Origin of the sequence: Joostella sp. (assembly GCF_048266025.1) — a bacterium.
Lineage (GTDB): Bacteria > Bacteroidota > Bacteroidia > Flavobacteriales > Flavobacteriaceae > Galbibacter > Galbibacter atrarenae.
The window spans coordinates 909,686-928,231 of the sequence record NZ_JBLXAF010000001.1 but is presented as its reverse complement, the minus strand read 5'-3'; the positions used below and the strand labels follow the sequence as shown (position 1 = coordinate 928,231).

At 33.4% G+C, this 18,546-nt stretch carries 14 protein-coding genes; 9 read left to right on the top strand and 5 right to left on the bottom strand.

The features are described 5' to 3' along the window. The first annotated feature begins 38 nt into the window (after window positions 1-38). Genes ACN0TY_RS03945 through ACN0TY_RS03935 form a run of 3 tightly spaced genes read left to right on the top strand, consistent with a single transcriptional unit; the run spans window position 39 to window position 9,682 of the window. Entirely contained in the window at window positions 39-5,573 is a 5,535-nt protein-coding gene (locus ACN0TY_RS03945; RefSeq protein ID WP_417443440.1) for an alpha-2-macroglobulin family protein, read from the top strand. Further along, on the top strand, window positions 5,552-7,978 hold the full coding sequence (gene pbpC / locus ACN0TY_RS03940; RefSeq protein WP_417443439.1) for a penicillin-binding protein 1C: 2,427 nt from the start codon (window positions 5,552-5,554) through the stop codon (window positions 7,976-7,978). The genes ACN0TY_RS03945 and pbpC overlap by 22 nt, the downstream gene beginning before the upstream one ends. A 48-nt stretch (window positions 7,979-8,026) precedes the next feature. Then, window positions 8,027-9,682, top strand: a complete 1,656-nt coding sequence (locus ACN0TY_RS03935; RefSeq protein ID WP_417443438.1) for a glycerol-3-phosphate dehydrogenase/oxidase — start codon at window positions 8,027-8,029, stop codon at window positions 9,680-9,682. A 77-nt stretch (window positions 9,683-9,759) separates the two neighbouring features. On the opposite strand, the gene ACN0TY_RS03930 is transcribed toward ACN0TY_RS03935, so the two are convergent. Then, window positions 9,760-10,761 (bottom strand): NAD(P)H-dependent glycerol-3-phosphate dehydrogenase, encoded by a 1,002-nt coding sequence (locus ACN0TY_RS03930; protein ID WP_417443437.1) that lies wholly within the window; start codon window positions 10,759-10,761, stop codon window positions 9,760-9,762. Between the two features lie 396 nt (window positions 10,762-11,157). Between ACN0TY_RS03930 and lysM the strand changes: the two genes are divergently transcribed. The 5 genes from lysM to ACN0TY_RS03905 all read left to right on the top strand — a co-directional run bounded on the left by lysM (window position 11,158) and on the right by ACN0TY_RS03905 (window position 13,698). Then, on the top strand, window positions 11,158-11,655 hold the full coding sequence (lysM, locus tag ACN0TY_RS03925) for a peptidoglycan-binding protein LysM (RefSeq protein ID WP_417443436.1): 498 nt from the start codon (window positions 11,158-11,160) through the stop codon (window positions 11,653-11,655). A 192-nt stretch (window positions 11,656-11,847) separates the two neighbouring features. Beyond that, window positions 11,848-12,390, top strand: coding sequence for a hypothetical protein (locus ACN0TY_RS03920; protein ID WP_417443435.1), 543 nt, complete (start codon window positions 11,848-11,850; stop codon window positions 12,388-12,390). Window positions 12,391-12,434: 44 nt separating this feature from the next. Further along, window positions 12,435-12,977 carry a hypothetical protein gene (locus ACN0TY_RS03915; protein WP_417443434.1) on the top strand — a complete coding sequence of 181 codons (543 nt, stop codon included), beginning with the start codon at window positions 12,435-12,437 and terminating at the stop codon, window positions 12,975-12,977. A 50-nt stretch (window positions 12,978-13,027) separates the two neighbouring features. Beyond that, window positions 13,028-13,168: a hypothetical protein gene (locus ACN0TY_RS03910; RefSeq protein ID WP_417443433.1), complete on the top strand. Its 141-nt coding sequence runs from the start codon at window positions 13,028-13,030 to the stop codon at window positions 13,166-13,168. Window positions 13,169-13,170: 2 nt separating this feature from the next. After that, the gene (locus tag ACN0TY_RS03905; protein ID WP_417443432.1) at window positions 13,171-13,698 is read left to right on the top strand and encodes a hypothetical protein; all 528 of its coding nucleotides are present in this window, start codon (window positions 13,171-13,173) and stop codon (window positions 13,696-13,698) included. A gap of 41 nt (window positions 13,699-13,739) precedes the next feature. Here the strand turns inward: ACN0TY_RS03905 and nadD are convergent, their stop codons facing one another. The 4 genes from nadD to ACN0TY_RS03885 form a co-directional block, all read right to left on the bottom strand. Continuing rightward, the gene (gene nadD / locus ACN0TY_RS03900) at window positions 13,740-14,324 is read right to left on the bottom strand and encodes a nicotinate (nicotinamide) nucleotide adenylyltransferase (protein ID WP_417443431.1); all 585 of its coding nucleotides are present in this window, start codon (window positions 14,322-14,324) and stop codon (window positions 13,740-13,742) included. A gap of 45 nt (window positions 14,325-14,369) precedes the next feature. Beyond that, window positions 14,370-14,969, bottom strand: a complete 600-nt coding sequence (gmk, locus tag ACN0TY_RS03895) for a guanylate kinase (RefSeq protein ID WP_417443430.1) — start codon at window positions 14,967-14,969, stop codon at window positions 14,370-14,372. A 46-nt stretch (window positions 14,970-15,015) separates the two neighbouring features. Beyond that, window positions 15,016-15,888, bottom strand: coding sequence for a YicC/YloC family endoribonuclease (locus ACN0TY_RS03890; protein ID WP_417443429.1), 873 nt, complete (start codon window positions 15,886-15,888; stop codon window positions 15,016-15,018). Between the two features lie 150 nt (window positions 15,889-16,038). Then, a complete protein-coding gene (locus ACN0TY_RS03885) occupies window positions 16,039-16,395 on the bottom strand; it encodes a toxin-antitoxin system YwqK family antitoxin (protein ID WP_417443428.1) in 357 nt (118 codons plus the stop codon). Between the two features lie 348 nt (window positions 16,396-16,743). Between ACN0TY_RS03885 and aspS the strand changes: the two genes are divergently transcribed. Next, on the top strand, window positions 16,744-18,498 hold the full coding sequence (gene aspS, locus ACN0TY_RS03880; RefSeq protein ID WP_417443427.1) for an aspartate--tRNA ligase: 1,755 nt from the start codon (window positions 16,744-16,746) through the stop codon (window positions 18,496-18,498). Window positions 18,499-18,546: the final 48 nt, after the last annotated feature.

The window sequence follows — 18,546 nt, the reverse complement described above, 5'->3', positions numbered from 1 at the left end:
AAAAATTAGTACTGACTAACATCCTTATAAAAACAATTATGCAGATACAAAAGATATTTTTTTTCGTTTTAGCAATTCTCATCATCGGTTGCAAAAACAAAAAGGATGATATTCAGCAACAAAAAGAAGAGTTATTTAAATACAGAAATTACATATCTGATGTTTCCACAGGAATCATTTCTGCTAAATCTGATATTCGTGTAGTGCTAAGAAACCCTTCAGAAAAACTTTCTGACAATAAAGTATTAGATGATAAAATATTAGATATTAGTCCTTATGTAGATGGTAAAGTGGTTGCTTTAAACAATCAAACTATTGCTTTTATTCCTGAAAAGGGACTTAAGCAAGACACTGAATATACGCTAGAACTAAATTTAGAAGCTTTTATTGAAGATCTACCTTCAGAATTTGAAGAGTTTACCTTTAAAGTGAAAACTCTCAAGCAACAATTTAATATTACAACTTCCAATTTACAATCATATAGTAGAGATTGGCAGTATTTGGAGGGGAGTCTTCGTAGCAGTGATGTTATGGATTTGGAGACTGCAAAAAGTCTTGTGGCAGCATACCAGAATAGTAAATCCCTCGCTATTAAATTTGATGGAACTATAGACGAAGGAACACAAATCCCTTTTAAAATTGATAGTATTCAGCGATTTGAAGACGACTCAGAATTAGAGATTATTTGGGATGGGAATTCTCAAGGAATTCATGATAAAGGAGATACAAAAGTAAATATCCCTGGAAAGAACAACTTTTCTATTGTTGAAGTAAATACTTATGAGGGTAAGAATCAATATTTCGAAATCAATTTCTCCGATCCTATAAAAAAGTCTCAGAATTTAGAAGGGTTAATTACACTTGAAAATGTAGATAAACTGAAATTTATAATTGATGGAAATGTTATAAAAGTCTATCCTAATGAAAAAGTTCAAGGTGTAAATAGTTTAAATATTTTTCAAGGAATAGAAAGTGCTGAAGGCTATAAACTAAAAAATATTTTCAGTGAGAATATTGCTTTCGAACAATTAAAACCAAATGTTAGACTTTTAAGTAGCGGAACAATTCTTCCCAACTCTAACAATCTAAAAATTAATTTTGAAGCCGTGAATCTAAAAGCAGTAGATGTAACGGTTATTAAAATCTACCAAAATAATATCTTACAATTTCTTCAACAAAATGATATCAACGGTGGAGGAAACTTGCGTTCCGTAGCAAAACCTGTAGCAAAAAAGGCCATCCAATTACAAACAAACCTCACTAAAAATACTGGTAATTGGAGAGCATATGCACTCGATCTTCGTGAAATTATCACTCCAGATCCAGGAGCGATATACAGGGTAGAATTCTCATACAGTAAAAAATATAGTTCCTATTCTTGTGGTGCTGATGAGAATGAAACTTTCGAACTTAATGATTTTGATAATTTTAAAGAAGAAGTAAATAACTCTGAAGAGTGGACGCCTACCGCCAGCAATAGCTATTGGGATAACGACTATTATTATGATTATAATTGGAGTGAACGTGAAGATCCTTGTAAAGATTCTTACTATTACGATAAGACAATAAAAACAAACATTATTGCAAGTGATATTGGTCTAACAATTAAAAAGGGGAAAAACGAAAGTTACTTTATCAGCGCTAATGATATTATCACCACAAAGCCGCTAGCTGGCACAAAAGTAACCTTCTACAATTACCAACAGCAGCCTATTGGATACGGTATTACCGAAACAGATGGGACTACAATGTTTGATGCAGAAGCTCCAGCTTTCTTTGTAATTGCAGAGCGAAACAATCAGAAAACATATCTTAAAATAAACGATGGGAATGCATTATCGGTTAGTAAATTTAACGTCGCTGGGGCAGAACTTAAAAGAGGTCTAAAAGGATTTATTTATGGGGAACGTGGTGTTTGGAGACCTGGAGACACCCTGTTTTTAAATTTCATTTTAAATGACAAAAACAATCCTATTCCAGATAGCCATCCTGTTAAGTTCGAATTAAGTGATCCTTATGGAAAAATAGTTCACAAAGAAATTAGAGCAAATGGAATTAACGGTTTCTATAATTTTAATGTAGATACAGACCAAGACGCTCCAACAGGAAACTGGCTAGCTAAAGTGAGCATTGGGGGAACGTCGTTTTCAAAAACACTAAAAATAGAAACGATAAAGCCTAACCGTTTAAAAATAAAAGTAGATTTTGATAAAGAATTGCTTTCCTCAGATGAAGAAATCAATGGGAATATGTCGGTTACTTGGTTGCATGGTGCAATTGCGAAGAACTTAAAAAGTGATATTAAAGGTCGTTTTTCAGCAACAAAAACTACATTTGAAGATTATCAAAACTATATTTTTGATGATCCAACCATCCGTTTTTCTTCTGAAGATCAAACGGTTTTCGACGGGAAGATAAATTCGGAAGGGAAAACCAATTTTAGACTTTCTCCACAATTGGAAGAGAAAGCCCCTGGGATGCTAAAGGCCACTTTTATCACTAAAGTTTATGAAAACGGAGGTGATTTTAGCACTGATGTATTTTCGAAAAATTACGCTCCATACGATACTTATGTTGGACTTAGAGTTCCAGATGGCGATGCAAAAAGAAGTATGCTTCTTACAGATGAAGAACATACTTTTGAAGTAGCTACTGTAGATAAAAACGGAGCTCCAAAAGCGGTTGATAAACTTAATATATCTGTTTATAAAATTGATTGGCGTTGGTGGTGGGATACTTCCGAAGACAACTTATCTAGCTTTAACGGTAGCAATTATCAAGAGGAAGTATACAAAACAACAATAGCCACAAATAGCAGCGGTAAAGGGACTTTTAAATTTGAAATTAAATATCCTGAATGGGGTCGTTATTTGGTAAGAGTTGAAGATGAAGAAGGTGGGCATGCCACTGGAGAAACTGTATATATAGATTGGCCAGGATGGGCTGGAAAATCTAAAAACCAAGACCCTGAAGCAGCCACCATGCTTGTATTCTCTTCTGATAAAGAAACGTATAATGTTGGCGAAAATGCAATTATAACATTTCCTTCCAGTGAGCAAGGGCGAGCTTTGGTTACTGTTGAAAATGGAAACGAAGTATTAAAATCAATGTGGGTAATTCCTGAAAAAGAGGAAACTAAATTCGAGCTTCCAATCGAAGCTCTTTACGCTCCAAATGTATACATTCATATTTCATTATTACAGCCACATGCTACAACATTAAATGATGCTCCAATACGAATGTATGGAGTAATTCCGATTACGGTAAATGATCCTAAGACAATCTTGGAGCCAACTATCGCGATGCCAAATTCATTAAAACCGGAAGAACATATCAATGTAAAAGTGGGAGAGAAAAACAGGAAGGCTATGACCTACACTCTTGCTATTGTAGATGAAGGCTTACTCGATCTTACTCGTTTTAAAACGCCAAATCCATGGGATACTTTTTTTGCTCGTGAAGCTTTAGGAGTAAAAACTTGGGATATTTATGACGATATAATAGGTGCTTTTGGAGGTCGTATAGATCAAGTATTTAGTATTGGTGGAGATGGAATGGCAGCTGGAGCTAAAAATAAAAAAGCCAATCGATTTAAACCGATGGTTGTTTATTTAGGACCTTTTCAATTAAAAGAAGGAGAAACAAAAACTCATGACATTCTTATTCCTAAATATATAGGAGCTGTAAGAACCATGGTTATTGCAGGAAACGTTAATGAAAATGCTTATGGAGTTGCAGAGAAATCTACTCCTGTAAAAAAACCATTGATGTTATTAGCATCAGCGCCAAGGAAAATAACTCCTAAAGAAACGATTACTGTTCCTGTGACCGTTTTTGCTATGGAAAAGAATATTAAAAATGTAACTGTTTCGATAAAAGATAATAATGCTTATGAAATTATTGGAGATAAGACAAAAACCGTTACATTTTCCGATCCTGATGAAAAAATGGTTTATTTTGATCTCCAAGTAAATCAGATTACAGGAATTGGAGAAATAGAAGTTAGTGCAACTGCAAATAGTGAAAAAGCTAATTATAAAATCGAATTGGATGTATTCAATCCAAATCCTAAGTCGACCATAACTCAAGAAATCACTTTAGATGCAAATGCTACTGAAACTATAAATTTAGAAACTTTCGGAATCGAAGGCAGTAATAGCGCACAAATTGAATTTTCTACGCTTCCTCCTATGGATTTCACTAGCAGACTAGAATATTTAATCAGATATCCACACGGATGCATTGAGCAGACAACTTCTGCAGTATTTCCGCAGTTATATCTAGCTGATATTTTTGATCTTACTATAGATAAGAAACAGCGTATCCAAACCAATATCGAAAAGGGAATTAAACGTCTTAGTAATTTCCAACTTCCAAATGGAGGATTCTCTTATTGGCAGGGACAAAATGCTCCTAATGATTGGGGAACTTCCTATGCAGGACACTTTTTATTAGAGGCTGAAAGTAAAGGATATGTATTACCAATTGGATTTAAAGAAAAATGGATTCATTATCAGCAGCAAGAAGCAAAACAATGGCGTTCTTCCAGCTCTTCATCAGACTTGGCGCAGGCATACAGACTCTATTCTTTAGCACTAGCTGGAAAACCAGACGTATCTTCTATGAACAGATTACTAGAGACACCGAGTATTTCCAACGAAGCGAAACACAGACTTTCTGCAACATATGCTATTATTGGGCAAACTCAAGTTGCAAAAACAATTTTTAATAATGCTAATATCGATTTTCAACCTGTAAATTACGATTCATATACTTATGGTTCTACTGAAAGAAATATAGCGATGGCATTAGAAACATTGGTGCTTCTAAAAGAGAAAGGACGTGCTCAAGAAATGGCAAAGAGCGTAGCAAAATCTCTAGTTTCTGAAAAATGGATGAGCACGCAAACTACCGCATATAGCCTTTTAGGAATGGCCAAATTTGCTGATTATATTGGTGGTAAAGGGATACAGGTATCATACAATGTAAATAGCAATGGTACTAATAATATTAATTCAGGAAAAACACTTGCTAATAGGAATCTCGCTATTAAAAAAGGAAGCAATTCTATCACGCTAAACAATAAAGCTGATAATACACTTTTTGTAAGAGTATTGAATACAGGAAAGCTTCCTGTGGGAGAAGAAAAAGCTGCTCGAAGAAACCTAAATGCACTTGTAAGCTTTAAAGGAAAAGACGGAACGCCTTTGGAAGTAAACAAATTAACGCAGGGAACAAATTTTATTGCGGAAGTAACCATAACAAATACTAATTCTGAAGCACTAGAAAATGTAGCCTTAACCGAAATATTCCCTAGCGGATGGGAAATAATTAATACCCGCTTTACCGATTTTGGAGCTTTTGAAGAGAATCAAGTTAATTATACAGATTTAAGAGACGACCGTGCAAATTTCTATTTTGATATGGGCGGGAATAAAAGTAAAACCTTTAGAATTCTTTTAAACGCATCGTATTTAGGAAAGTATTATTTACCAGGGATCCAAGCAGAAGCAATGTATGACAATGATTATATGGTGAGAACAAAAGGTAAATGGGTAGAAGTAGTTCAATAAAAAAGAAAGAACCTAAAAGCGACTCTATAAATGGGAAGACATCAAAAATTAATCGAGTACTAACATTTTTGTTCGTAAAACACCGAATAAAAAGTGTTGTAATTATTGGATTGTTAATTACATACTATTTTGCACTTCCGAAGCAACTTTTTAACAATCCAACCTCATCGGTTATTGAGAGTCGTGAAGGAAGGTTATTAGGGGCTCAAATTGCAAATGACGAGCAGTGGAGATTTCCTGCAAGCGATAGCGTTCCTATAAAATTCAAACAGTGTATTATACAGTTTGAAGATGGCTATTTTTATAACCATCCAGGATTTAATCCTGTGTCTATGGTAAAGGCTTTTATTGCTAATGTAAAATCTGGAAAAGTTGTTCGCGGAGGAAGTACGCTTACACAGCAAGTAATTCGACTTTCGAGAGATGGTAAGAAAAGAACCTATTTTGAAAAAATAATAGAGCTCATCCAGGCAACCCGTTTAGAACTTAGGTATAATAAAGAAGAGATTTTAAGCCTGTATACTGCTCATGCCCCCTTTGGTGGAAATGTAGTTGGCTTGGAGGTTGCTTCTTGGCGCTATTTTGGGATCCCAGCAGATAAATTATCATGGGCAGAAAGTGCTACTCTCGCTGTATTGCCAAATGCTCCAGCACTGATTTATCCAGGAAAAAATAAAAAACGTTTATTAGAAAAACGAAATCGGTTACTAAAAAAGCTACATAAAGAAAACATTATAGATTCCTTAACTTATAAACTAGCAATAACAGAAACTCTACCAGAGAAGCCATACGCATTACCTCAACTAGCACCACATTTTTTACAATATACAGCGACGAAGAAAAGAGGAAAAAAACTAAAGACTACTGTATATTATGAACTTCAAAAGCGAACTAATAATATTGTAAAGAGGCATTACGAAACATTACGTCAAAATCAAGTTTTTAATGCTGGTGTGCTCGTTTTAGACATCAAAACCAAAGAAGTATTGGCATATGTGGGAAACACTCCAACAACCAAAAGTCATCAAAAAGATGTAGATATTGTTCAGGCACCGCGAAGCACAGGAAGCATTTTAAAACCCTTTTTATATGCTGCTATGTTAGATAGCGGTGAGTTACTTCCTAATACGCTAGTTGCCGATGTGCCTACACAAATTGCAGGTTATAAACCCACCAATTATAACGAACAATATACTGGCGCCGTACAAGCAAAAAAAGCATTAGCTCGTTCTTTAAATGTTCCCGCGGTACGCTTATTACAAGATTATGGCTTAGATAAATTTAGAGAACAGTTAAAGTATTTTAATCAAAAAGACATTAATAAATCTTCCGATTATTACGGTCTTTCTCTCATTTTAGGAGGTGCAGAGAGTAATCTATGGGATTTATGTAAGGCTTATGCCGGAATGGCTTCGACTGTAAATCATTATACAGAAACATCAAGTGAATATTTTTCAAATGAATTTGGAGATCCTATTTTCCTTGAGCAGAAAAAATATAACTTCGGAAGAAAGACACAAGAAAAATCCGTTTTCGATGCGGGTAGTTTTTTTCTAACCCTTGAAGCTTTAAAAGAAGTAAATCGTCCTGAAGGAGAAGAAGCTTGGGAATTTTTCGATTCCTCAAAAGAAATTGCTTGGAAGACAGGAACCAGTTATGGAAACAGAGATGCTTGGGCTATTGGAGTTACCAAAAAATATCTAGTTGGAGTTTGGGTTGGAAATGCCGATGGAGAAGGAAGGCCTGAGCTAACGGGTGTAAACAGTGCGGCTCCAATATTATTTGATGTTTTTGACGCTCTTCCAAAAACCACTTGGTTTGATACTCCTTTTGATGCGTTGGCAGCAATAAAAGTATGTAGCAATAGCGGATATTTAGCCTCTCCAATTTGCCCTAAAACGGAGGTGAAAGTTCCAATTTCAGGAACTAATTTTAAAGTCTGCCCTTATCATAGGCTCATCCATTTGGATGATAAAAAGCAATTTAGAGTGAATAACTCATGCTATCCAATGGATAAAATAATTACAGAATCTTGGTTTGTTCTACCCCCATTAATGGAGTTTTACTACAAAAGCAGTAATGCAAATTATAAAAGTATACCTCCGCTAAATATCGCTTGCAAAAATAATGACGAACTTTTAATGGATTTTATATACCCTAAAAACAATAATAAAATTATTCTTACCAAAGGTTTCCGTGGAAAAACGAATGAAATTATTTGTAAAATCGTTCATCCTAGAAGGAATGCAACGGTTTTTTGGTATTTAGATGATGTTTATATTGGGGAAACGAAAACTTTTCATGAAATAGCTATTCTCCCTTCTGAAGGGAAACATCGAATTACCGTTATTGATGAGCTAGGAAATGAAAAAACGGTTCATATAGAAATTGAAAAAACTTCTTAATATTTAGAAGCGTAAAAATTGTATATTTCTTAAAGGAAAAAGCAATAGATGAAATTATATAACTTCTCAAATCTCCAACGGACACAAATAACAGAAACGTTAAAAAGCACAACATTCGACCTTATCGTTATTGGAGGTGGTATTACAGGTGCTGGAATACTTTTAGATGCCGCTTCAAGGGGATTAAAAGTGGCTCTTGTAGAAAAAGAAGACTTCGCCTCAGGAACGAGTAGTAAGTCTACCAAACTTATTCATGGCGGACTACGCTACCTCAAGCAGTTCGATTTTTGGCTTGTAAAGGAAGTTGGTACAGAGCGAGCGATTGTACATAAACTAGCGCCGCATTTGGTAATTCCTGAAAAAATGTTGCTCCCTTTAGTTGAGAATGGATCTTACGGAAAATGGCTCACTTCAATCGGATTAAAAGTATACGATTTATTAGCCCAAGTAGAGGATGAAGATCAGCGGCAAATGGTAGATAAAGAAAAGGCAATGACTTTAGAACCCTTGCTTCCGAAGAAAATTTTAAAAGGTGCGGGTTATTATGCTGAATATAGAACTGATGATGCTCGGTTAACCTTAGAAAACATTAAAACAGCCTTACAATACGATGCAACAGCAATAAACTACACCCAAGTAAATGATTTTTTATATGAAGATGGGCAAGTAAAGGGTGTTTCCGTAACAGACAATACAACTGGGGATAAATATAAAATCCACGCTAAATATGTAATTAATGCTACTGGCCCTTGGGTGGATGATTTACGCCTTATAAACAATTCCAAAAAAGGAGACAGTTTACATCTTACAAAAGGAGTACATCTCGTTTTTGAACACGAGAAGTTTCCAGTAAAGCAATCGGTATATTTTGATGTTCCAGATGGCAGAATGATATTTGCAATTCCGAGAGGTAAAATAACCTACGTAGGAACTACCGATACAAACTACACGGAGAATAAAAATGAAGTCTATACCAATTTAACTGATGCCTTATATATTATTGAAGCAGTGAACCATATGTTTCCAACTGTGAACTTATCATTGGAAGACATCCAATCTACTTGGGCAGGCTTAAGACCTTTAATTCATGAAGAAGGCAAATCTCCATCAGAGTTATCTCGGAAAGATGAAATCTTTATTTCTGAAAGCGGACTTATAAGTATTGCTGGTGGAAAGCTCACTGGATACCGAAAAATGGCCGAGCGCACTGTCGATAAAGTGACTAAAAGGATTGAGGAAGATTTTTCTATAAAAATTCCGAAATGCAATACAGATAAAATACCTCTTTCTGGGGGACCATGGAAAAACTATAAAGAAGTAAGAAAATATAAAAAAGCACTATACAAGCGCCTTCAAGACGATGGATTCTCAAAATATGACGCTTTATATTTAGTGACTACATACGGTAAGCAAACAGATGAGATTTTAAAAATTTATGAAAAACTTACCGATAGCGATGTCCACCAAAAACTCCTAAGGGCAGAATTTTTATTTTCCACAAAATACGAACTTGTAGAAAACCCAATAGATTTCTTTATCCGAAGAACAGGGCGTATGTATTTTGATATTGAAAGTGTGAAAAAATATCTTCCAGCAATACTTCAAGAATACAAAGAACTGTTTAATATTGAAATATCCGAAGTAGAAAACTATAGAGATGAAATTTTAATGCTGATTAAAAAGCACAGTGAAATTAAAAACTAATTTCAACAAAAAACCCACTAGCTTCCTCTATAAAGAATTAACTAGTGGGTTTTTAAATAAGTATATAACTGTCGTTATTAATCTAATTTCTCAGTTAACTTCAAAAACGTTTGCTTAGGGTCTTTTCCTTCATAAAGTACAGCATGAACTGCATCAATAATTGGAGTTTTAGACTTACGTTTTTGCTTTGATGTGATAATATGAGCGCTTTTTGTAGCATAATACCCTTCAGCAACCATATTCATTTCCATCATCGCACTTTTAACGGTATATCCCTTTCCAATCATGTTTCCAAACATTCTATTTCTACTAAAGATCGAATATCCAGTAACTAAAAGATCTCCTAAATAGGCTGAATCGTTAATATTACGCTTCATTTTATGAATCCTCTTAATAAAACGCTTCATTTCTCGGATAGCATTACTCATTAAAACAGATTGGAAATTATCTCCATAACCCAATCCATGAGCAATTCCTGCGGCAATAGCATATATATTTTTAAGCACCGCAGCATACTCTGTACCTATAATATCATCACTAATTTTAGTTTTAATATATGGTCCAGCGAGTTTATCTGCTAATGTTACCGCTTTATTCTCGTCTGAGGAAGCCACCGTAATATATGAAAGTCGTTCTAAAGCAACCTCTTCAGCGTGGCAAGGCCCTGTAATGATTCCGATTCTATCGAAAGGAACTTTATAAAGCTCATTAAAATATTCTCCTACAATAAGTCCGCACTCAGGAACAATCCCTTTAATTGCTGAAAAAACCACTTTATCATCAAGAGAAGCTGTTAATTTAGTGAGCTCTTCATGTAAAAAAGCAGATGGAATAGCGAAAATAAGATAGTCAGCATATTCCACGATTTCATTTATGTCTTTACTGAGCTTCAGCTTGTCTGTATTAAACTCTACAGAGCTCAAATAATTTGGATTGTGCTGATTTGTTAGAATGTGGTTTATAGCATTTTCATTACGCATATACCAACCTACTTCATCTAAGTTTTCACACAACATTTTCACTAATGCTGTAGCCCAACTACCGCCACCTAAAACAGCAACTTTTATCGTATTATTCATCCGTTTTTCATTCATTTAAAAGTCAAATGTAATTAATTTTTAAAATATGATATTACTTATTGAGTATCAGTAGTTTAATTTTTTATTTACAAATAAGAAAGTATTAAAACATCTTTAACAATAGATTATGAGTTCTCATACAATTATATGTTGAAATACACCGTTTAGTAAGTATAGAATTGTTCTATATAATTAAGTAAAGTTAGTTGATTTTTTTGGTTGGTTATTTTAAACAAAGCCGCTTTTTGATATTTCAAAAGGCGGCTTTGTTCTTTGTCGAAAATTATACTTCCAATTGTTTATATATCCTTCTTTATATTGAATAAATTCTTTGTTTTGGTGTGATAATTTTCGTAAATTGGTAGCTGTTAACTTTCAATTTAAAAAATATAGACGATGGGATTATTTTCATTTATTAAAGACGCTGGAGCAAAAATTTTCGGAGGAAAAACTTCAGCAGAAGAAGCTGCGGAAGCAGCAGCAGATAAAGCAGCAGCAATAAAAGCGGCAAATACAGCAGCAGCAGCTAGTCTTACTGAAACTATTGGAGATTTAGGCTTAAAAGTAGAAGATTTAAATATTGAAATTTCTGGAGATACTGCTACAGTAAGAGGAAAAGCATTTAATCAAAGTACTAAAGAAAAAGTTATTTTAGTTGTAGGAAATAGCGCTGGAATAGCTGTTGTAGATGATTTACTAGATGTTGAAAATGTAGAGCCAGAAGCTCAATTTCATACAGTTGTAAGCGGAGACACATTAGGGAAAATTGCTAAAAAATTCTACGGGAATGCTATGAAGTATCCTGAGATTTTTGAGGCTAACAAACCTATGCTAACTGATCCTGATAAGATTTACCCAGGTCAAGTTTTACGTATTCCTGTTATAAAAGGATAACTTTGACTTAAAATACATTGCAAAGCTCAGATTTTACATCTGGGCTTTTTTATTTGGCCCAATTTAAAGTTTGAAGGGATTTAAAAATAAATTCTGTACGCAAGAAAATTAGAATTTTTCAGCTTCCTATATTCCTTTTAGAGGATATTTTTAGTTTATTTATAGAAATCTCATTGAAAAATCTCATTCTGAATGAAACTTGATATATCACATACGTATTTAGGTAAAAAGAGCCATACAAAATTAATAGCCACAGAATATGTAGAAGTCAATTATGGCAATACTATGTGGCGGTATCAGTTTTATGTGGAAGATAGATTAGTAGACAATGAACATATGAATTATAAACATGGAGGATTATATCCAAATTTAGATTTATTTCAATTTGAAGCTATAGACGGAAGACATGTATTTATTCCGAATGGTAAAACACTAATTTACAATACAGAAGAGAAAACTTATTTTGAAGTAGCATCTGCAGTCGACACGATGAATAATAGTTTCGTAAAGAATTTTTTTAGTGACGATATGTTAGTCATTATATCTCAAAGAGGAATTCAAACTATTTCTCTTAAGAACTACGTAGTTAAAAACACATTATTTCCTCCACACAGTTATCATTTACAAGATGCTTTTTATAATGATGGAGAGTTGTATGTAATCTATAAAGATTTAAATAGTTTTAAGGAAAAGACGCAGAAGCTAACAATTTTAACTAGTGAATTAGCCAGCTAATCTATATAAAATAACTATAGAGCAAAGAACGAAAACAAAATAACATGCTAAGTAAAAAGATACGGAAGCAAATATTGCATAAAAGTCTAGACGGAATTCTAAAGCCAAAAGGGTATAAACTAATTAATACAGGTTTAGACCCAAGGTATATTTTAAAGTTAGAGAACAAAGTGGAGTTTATCTTTTTCAACTTTAAAGATGCTGGCTCAGTTTCTACGTCAGAGTTGCTAGTCTCAATTAGCGAAGTAGAGAGTATTATTTTAGAAATTGAATTGCCAAATTTCGATTTGACTTCTTATAAAGAGAGAAAAAAATATTTTTTTTCAACAATAAAAGATATTGTTTTCAATAATGAATTTGATGAAAAATACTATTTAAAAGCTCCAAAAACGGAAGTTGAAATGGAAGCCATGGCTACTTGGCTAGTTAATTACCTCCAAACTCGTGGTTTTGCCTTTGCAGAGCATTACAGTTATTTACCTAACATACTAGCAAAAATGGATGAATTAGATAAAGATGAAATACCGTGGCACAAGAGAGAAAAAGGCATTTTAGGAGGAACATTGGATGATATTTTCGCGGTTTAATAATTTCTAAACTATGCAACGATAAATATTTTGATGAAAAAATAGCGAGAATGGATAAAAAGTTTAATCAAGAAATATATGTTGAATGGCTTCCGTATTACGAAAAATTAAAAGAACGTTTGAAAAGCATAACACCAAAATACGATGCTTCGACTGGTAAAGTGTTTAAAGATGGCAATATAATAATATAAAGATGGTTCATGTTTCTTTAAATAAAATAGAGTTAGCCATAATAAAGCATAAACTCAAAAGTATAGAAGCGCTGCTTTTAAGGGTGTTTCTTGTTTTTGGTATTGTTGGAATTGTAGGAGCCTTTATACCCTCACATTTTTTCTCTCGAGGAGGAAGACGCTATTTTGAAAATACTTCTTTGACGTTACCCGATAAAATAGGTTTAACCACTTATATATTTGTTATAGTATGCTTAACATTAGCATTAGCAGGATATCTTTTATACGAGTATAAATATTTCGATTTAAAGAAAGATGTATCGGAAAAGAAAAAGAGTGCATTTAAAGCAATTGTTACACGGGTAATTGTTTTAGAAGATGATACAGGAGAACCTGTTTATAGGGTATGGTTATTACCCAATAAGTACGATATTGAAAAAATGGAAGTGCCCATAAGTAATAGTAATGAAATAATACAACCAAGAGACAATGTAGAGATACAAATTACTACAAATGCGTATTACCCACTACATCTAAAAGTATTGAAGTGATTTCTCCTTTATATAAAACTAAGTAGGTTAAAAAATCCTATCTATTTATAGAAATTCATTAAATCAATATATTCCCAAACTTTTGCATTCAGTAAAGGTTCAATATTCTTCTGTTCTGCAATTGCATTACGAATAAAAGTAGAAGATATCTCCATAATTGGCGCATCTACCTTATTTATACTAGGATGTGAATCAAACCTACTCTCCTCTGTTTGCCCCTTTGTAATACGTGGATAAACATAAATATCATTCTCTTTTAAGATAACATCATGATTTTTCCATTTATGAAAGTTCTTCAGGTTATCTTCTCCCATAATTAAAGAAAAATGATGTTTAGGATGTTTTTCCTTTAAATATACAAGCGTATTTACCGTATAATTAGGTTGCGGTAATCCAAATTCAATATCACTTGGTTTAAGCTTGCTATAACCTTCTGTAGCACGATAAACCATTTCCAAACGATGATGGTTATCTAATAAAGTGCTTTTCTTCTTTAATGGGTTATGAGGAGTAACAACAAGCCAAACTTCGTCCAAATCGCTAAACTCTACCATATGATTTGCGATAACCAAATGCCCCATATGGATAGGATTGAATGTTCCGAAATATAACCCGATTTTCTTCATCTAATTTCTTATATACTCTTTTTGGCTCTTATAAAAAGTTAGTGGTTACTTTTTATCTAAACCTATAAAATCTGCTACAAGATTGTAAGCTTCTTTTTTTGCAACATCCAAATCATAATTTTTAATGATTTTATCAAATTGAGGAGCTGTTGCTAGTTCCACAGAAGCTTTAGCGATACGCATATTGATTTTATCGTCGCTTTCTGTTTTTCTTTTCTTAAGTCTTATTTTAAGTTCATCTACACTTGGAGGTTTTACAAATACAGCAAGTGTCTGTTCTGGGAATTTCTTTTTTATTCTAAGTCCTCCAGAAACATCAATATCAAAAATAACATTCTTTCCTAGCGCCCAGATTCTTTCCACTTCACTCTTTAATGTTCCGTAGAAATTATCTCGGTAGACTTCTTCCCATTCTAAGAAATCGTCATTCTTAATATGATCTTTAAAATCCTTCAGTGAAAGAAAATAATAATTCTCTTTATCCACTTCTTCCCCCCTAGCTTCTCTTGAAGTAGCAGAAATAGAAAACTCTAAATTTAATTCAGGATATTCTAACAGATGCCTTACAATGGTTGTTTTACCACTCCCCGAAGGAGCTGAAAATATAATTAGTTTTCCTCCCTTTCCGGTATTACGATCTTGCATAGGTGACTTATTTTGCTTTTAAAATATTTATTATCGCTTGTAAATACTACAATACGTTTAACATCTGTTCTTTAATTTTCTCCAATTCGTCTTTCATCTGAACTACTAATTGTTGCATTGGAGCATAATTAGCTTTAGAACCTATAGTATTTATTTCTCTTCCTATTTCCTGACTAATAAAGCCAAGCTTTTTCCCGTTGGAACCATCAGAATTAAGCGTTTTTAAGAAATAATCTAAATGGTTTGCTAAACGCACCTTTTCTTCTGTAATATCGAATTTCTCTAAGTAATAAATAAGCTCTTGCTCGAAACGATTTTCATCTACATTCTCTTTTATATCGGCTACAGCTCTATCTAAACGCTCACGAACAGCGGCTAGCCTTTCAGCATCTATAACCTCAACTTGTTTAAGTAAAGAGAGTATACTTTCAATTCTAGAAACAAAATCTCTTTCTAAAACAGCACCTTCTTGCGCACGGAAAACATTAATATCTTTAAGCGCTTCAATTACAGCATTCTTAATTATTTTATATTCCTCTTCATCAATCTCTTCACGCTCTGCCTTTAATGCATCTGGCATTCTTACGGCCATCTTCAATAACTCAACATCATCATTTTCAGTAAACTTAGAAGAATTCACCGCACGTAATTGCTCCATATATTGCTTAACAACATTCACATTTACTTGCGTATTAGAAACCTCTCCCGTTACCTCCACAAAAAGACTAAAATCTATCTTTCCTCTTTCAAGGCTATTTGCAATTACATTTCTTAGTTCTATCTCTTTAGCTCTATATGCAGAAGGTATTCTAGCATTTAGATCTAAATTTTTACTATTTAATGATTTTAACTCTACTGTGATTTTTTTTGAAGGAAGCTGAATGATATTCTTCCCAAAACCGGTCATTGAATGTATCATGATTCTGTTTTATCTGTCGACAAAAGTACAAAATAGTATAGTTTTAAAAACCATAATCTAGAGTACTCTCATTATTTATGAATAAATATTCCTAAAAAACAAAAAAACCATGCTTTCGCATGGTTTTCTAATCTTCTATTATTATGTTTTCTAGTTGTTAATCACTACAGGATTTGAACTATTCCAAGTGGTAACATTTGTAATCCTATTATCTTGATAATTTACTTCTTTTAAAGTGTTATCATTCCAAAAAAACCACTTACCAGTTTTCTCTCCTTTATTATATTCTGCCATAGCAGTTTTTCTTCCTTCTTCATTATAAGACTTCCATTCTCCATGTAGTTTCCCCTCTAAGTAATACCCCATTTGAGAAACTGCTCCATTATCATGGAAATAAGTAGCTTTTACCATATCTCCTTCTTTTTCTAGCTTTGGTTTATTCTCAACATTCTGAGCTACCATTACAAACGAAAAAAGCATTGCAAAAATTAATATCGACTTTTTCATGATTTTATATTTTTAGTTATTAAACATCTACTACTTTACACTATCATAACAAATATAACTAATTAATTTACATAAAAAAAACATTCGCTTAACGTTAAGTTAACATTAAACTCTTAATTGACTAATTATCAGTTGATTAATTTTCACAAAAGTTCATATTTGAGTAAAGATTTAACATTGGAAAGTAAAAATCCTTAGCATTATGTATTATTTAGCCCTTCAAATGACAATAAAAAGCTTAAAAAACAATAAAATACATTCAGAAAAAACATTAAATATTTACAGATGAAAAGTTTCTTTTACCTCTTCTAACTTATTACCTTTGCAGCTCATTAAATGTTAAAATTCATGTATAGAAGTCATACTTGTGGCGAGTTACGCAAAGAACATATAAACGAAGAAGTAACTCTTTCTGGTTGGGTACAAAAAGTTAGAGATAAAGGATTTATGGTCTGGATAGACCTTAGAGATCGTTATGGAATCATACAGTTAATATTTGATGAGGAGCGTACTCCAAAAGATGTTCTAGAAACTGCCCAACAAATGGGACGAGAATTTGTTATTCAGGTAAACGGAACTGTAATCGAAAGGGTCTCTAAAAACCCAAATATCGATACTGGAGATATTGAGATATTAGTAAAAAACATCACTGTTTTAAACAAATCTAAAACCCCTCCTTTTACTATAGAAAATGAAACTGATGGAGGTGATGATTTAAGAATGAAATATCGTTACTTAGATATTCGTAGAAATCCAGTTAAAAACAGTCTTATTTTTAGACATATAGTAGGAATCGAAGTTAGAAACTATCTTTCTAATCAAGATTTTATAGAAATAGAAACACCGTATCTTATTAAATCTACTCCAGAAGGAGCTAGAGACTTTGTTGTTCCTTCTAGAATGAATGAAGGTCAATTTTATGCACTTCCGCAGTCGCCACAAACTTTTAAGCAATTGCTTATGGTTGGTGGAATGGATAAGTATTTCCAGATTGTAAAATGCTTTAGAGATGAAGATTTACGTGCCGACAGACAGCCTGAATTTACACAAATAGATTGTGAAATGGCTTTTGTTGAACAAGAGGATATTTTAAATGTTTTCGAAGGACTTACCCGTCATCTTCTAAAAGAAATAAAAGGGATAGAAATTAAAGACTTCCCTAGAATGACTTATGATGAAGCAATGCGCAAGTACGGAAATGACAAACCAGATATTCGTTTCGGAATGGAGTTTGGTGAGTTAAATGATGTTGCTCAACATAAAGAATTTAAAGTATTTAATGACGCTGAACTTGTAGTAGGTATCGCAATTCCTGGCGGTGGCTCTTACACAAGAAAAGAAATTGACAAACTTATAGACTGGGTGAAACGCCCACAAGTAGGTGCTTTAGGAATGGTTTATGTAAAATGTAATGAAGATGGTTCTTATAAATCTTCTGTAGATAAGTTTTACGATCAAGAAGATCTTAAGGCATGGGCAGAAGCTACTGGAGCAAAACCTGGAGATCTTATTTGTGTACTTTCGGGGCAGGCTAACAAAACAAGAAGTCAGCTTAGCGCACTAAGAATGGAAATGGCAGAACGTCTTGGATTAAGAAATCCAGAAGAATTTGCACCATTATGGGTATTAGACTTCCCTCTTTTAGAATGGGACGAAGAAAGTGAGAGATTCCATGCAATGCATCACCCGTTTACTTCTCCTAAACCAGAAGACATTAAATTATTAGATACAGAACCTGGAAACGTTAGAGCAAATGCATATGACTTAGTTCTTAACGGAAATGAAATAGGTGGAGGTTCCATAAGAATCTACGACAAAGACCTACAGTCTTTAATGTTTAAACATTTAGGATTTACAGAAGAAGAAGCAAAAGCACAATTTGGATTCTTAATGGACGCATTTCAATACGGAGCGCCACCACACGGAGGACTTGCATTTGGATTTGATAGACTTGTTGCTATTTTAGGCGGACAAGAAACTATTCGTGATTATATCGCATTCCCAAAAAACAATTCTGGCCGCGATGTAATGATAGATGCTCCTGCAAAAATTGACAATGATCAATTAAAAGAACTTCATATTAAACTGAATATTCAAGAATAACAGAAAAATCCCTTAAAATCCTTATTTTAAGGGATTTATATTTAGCTA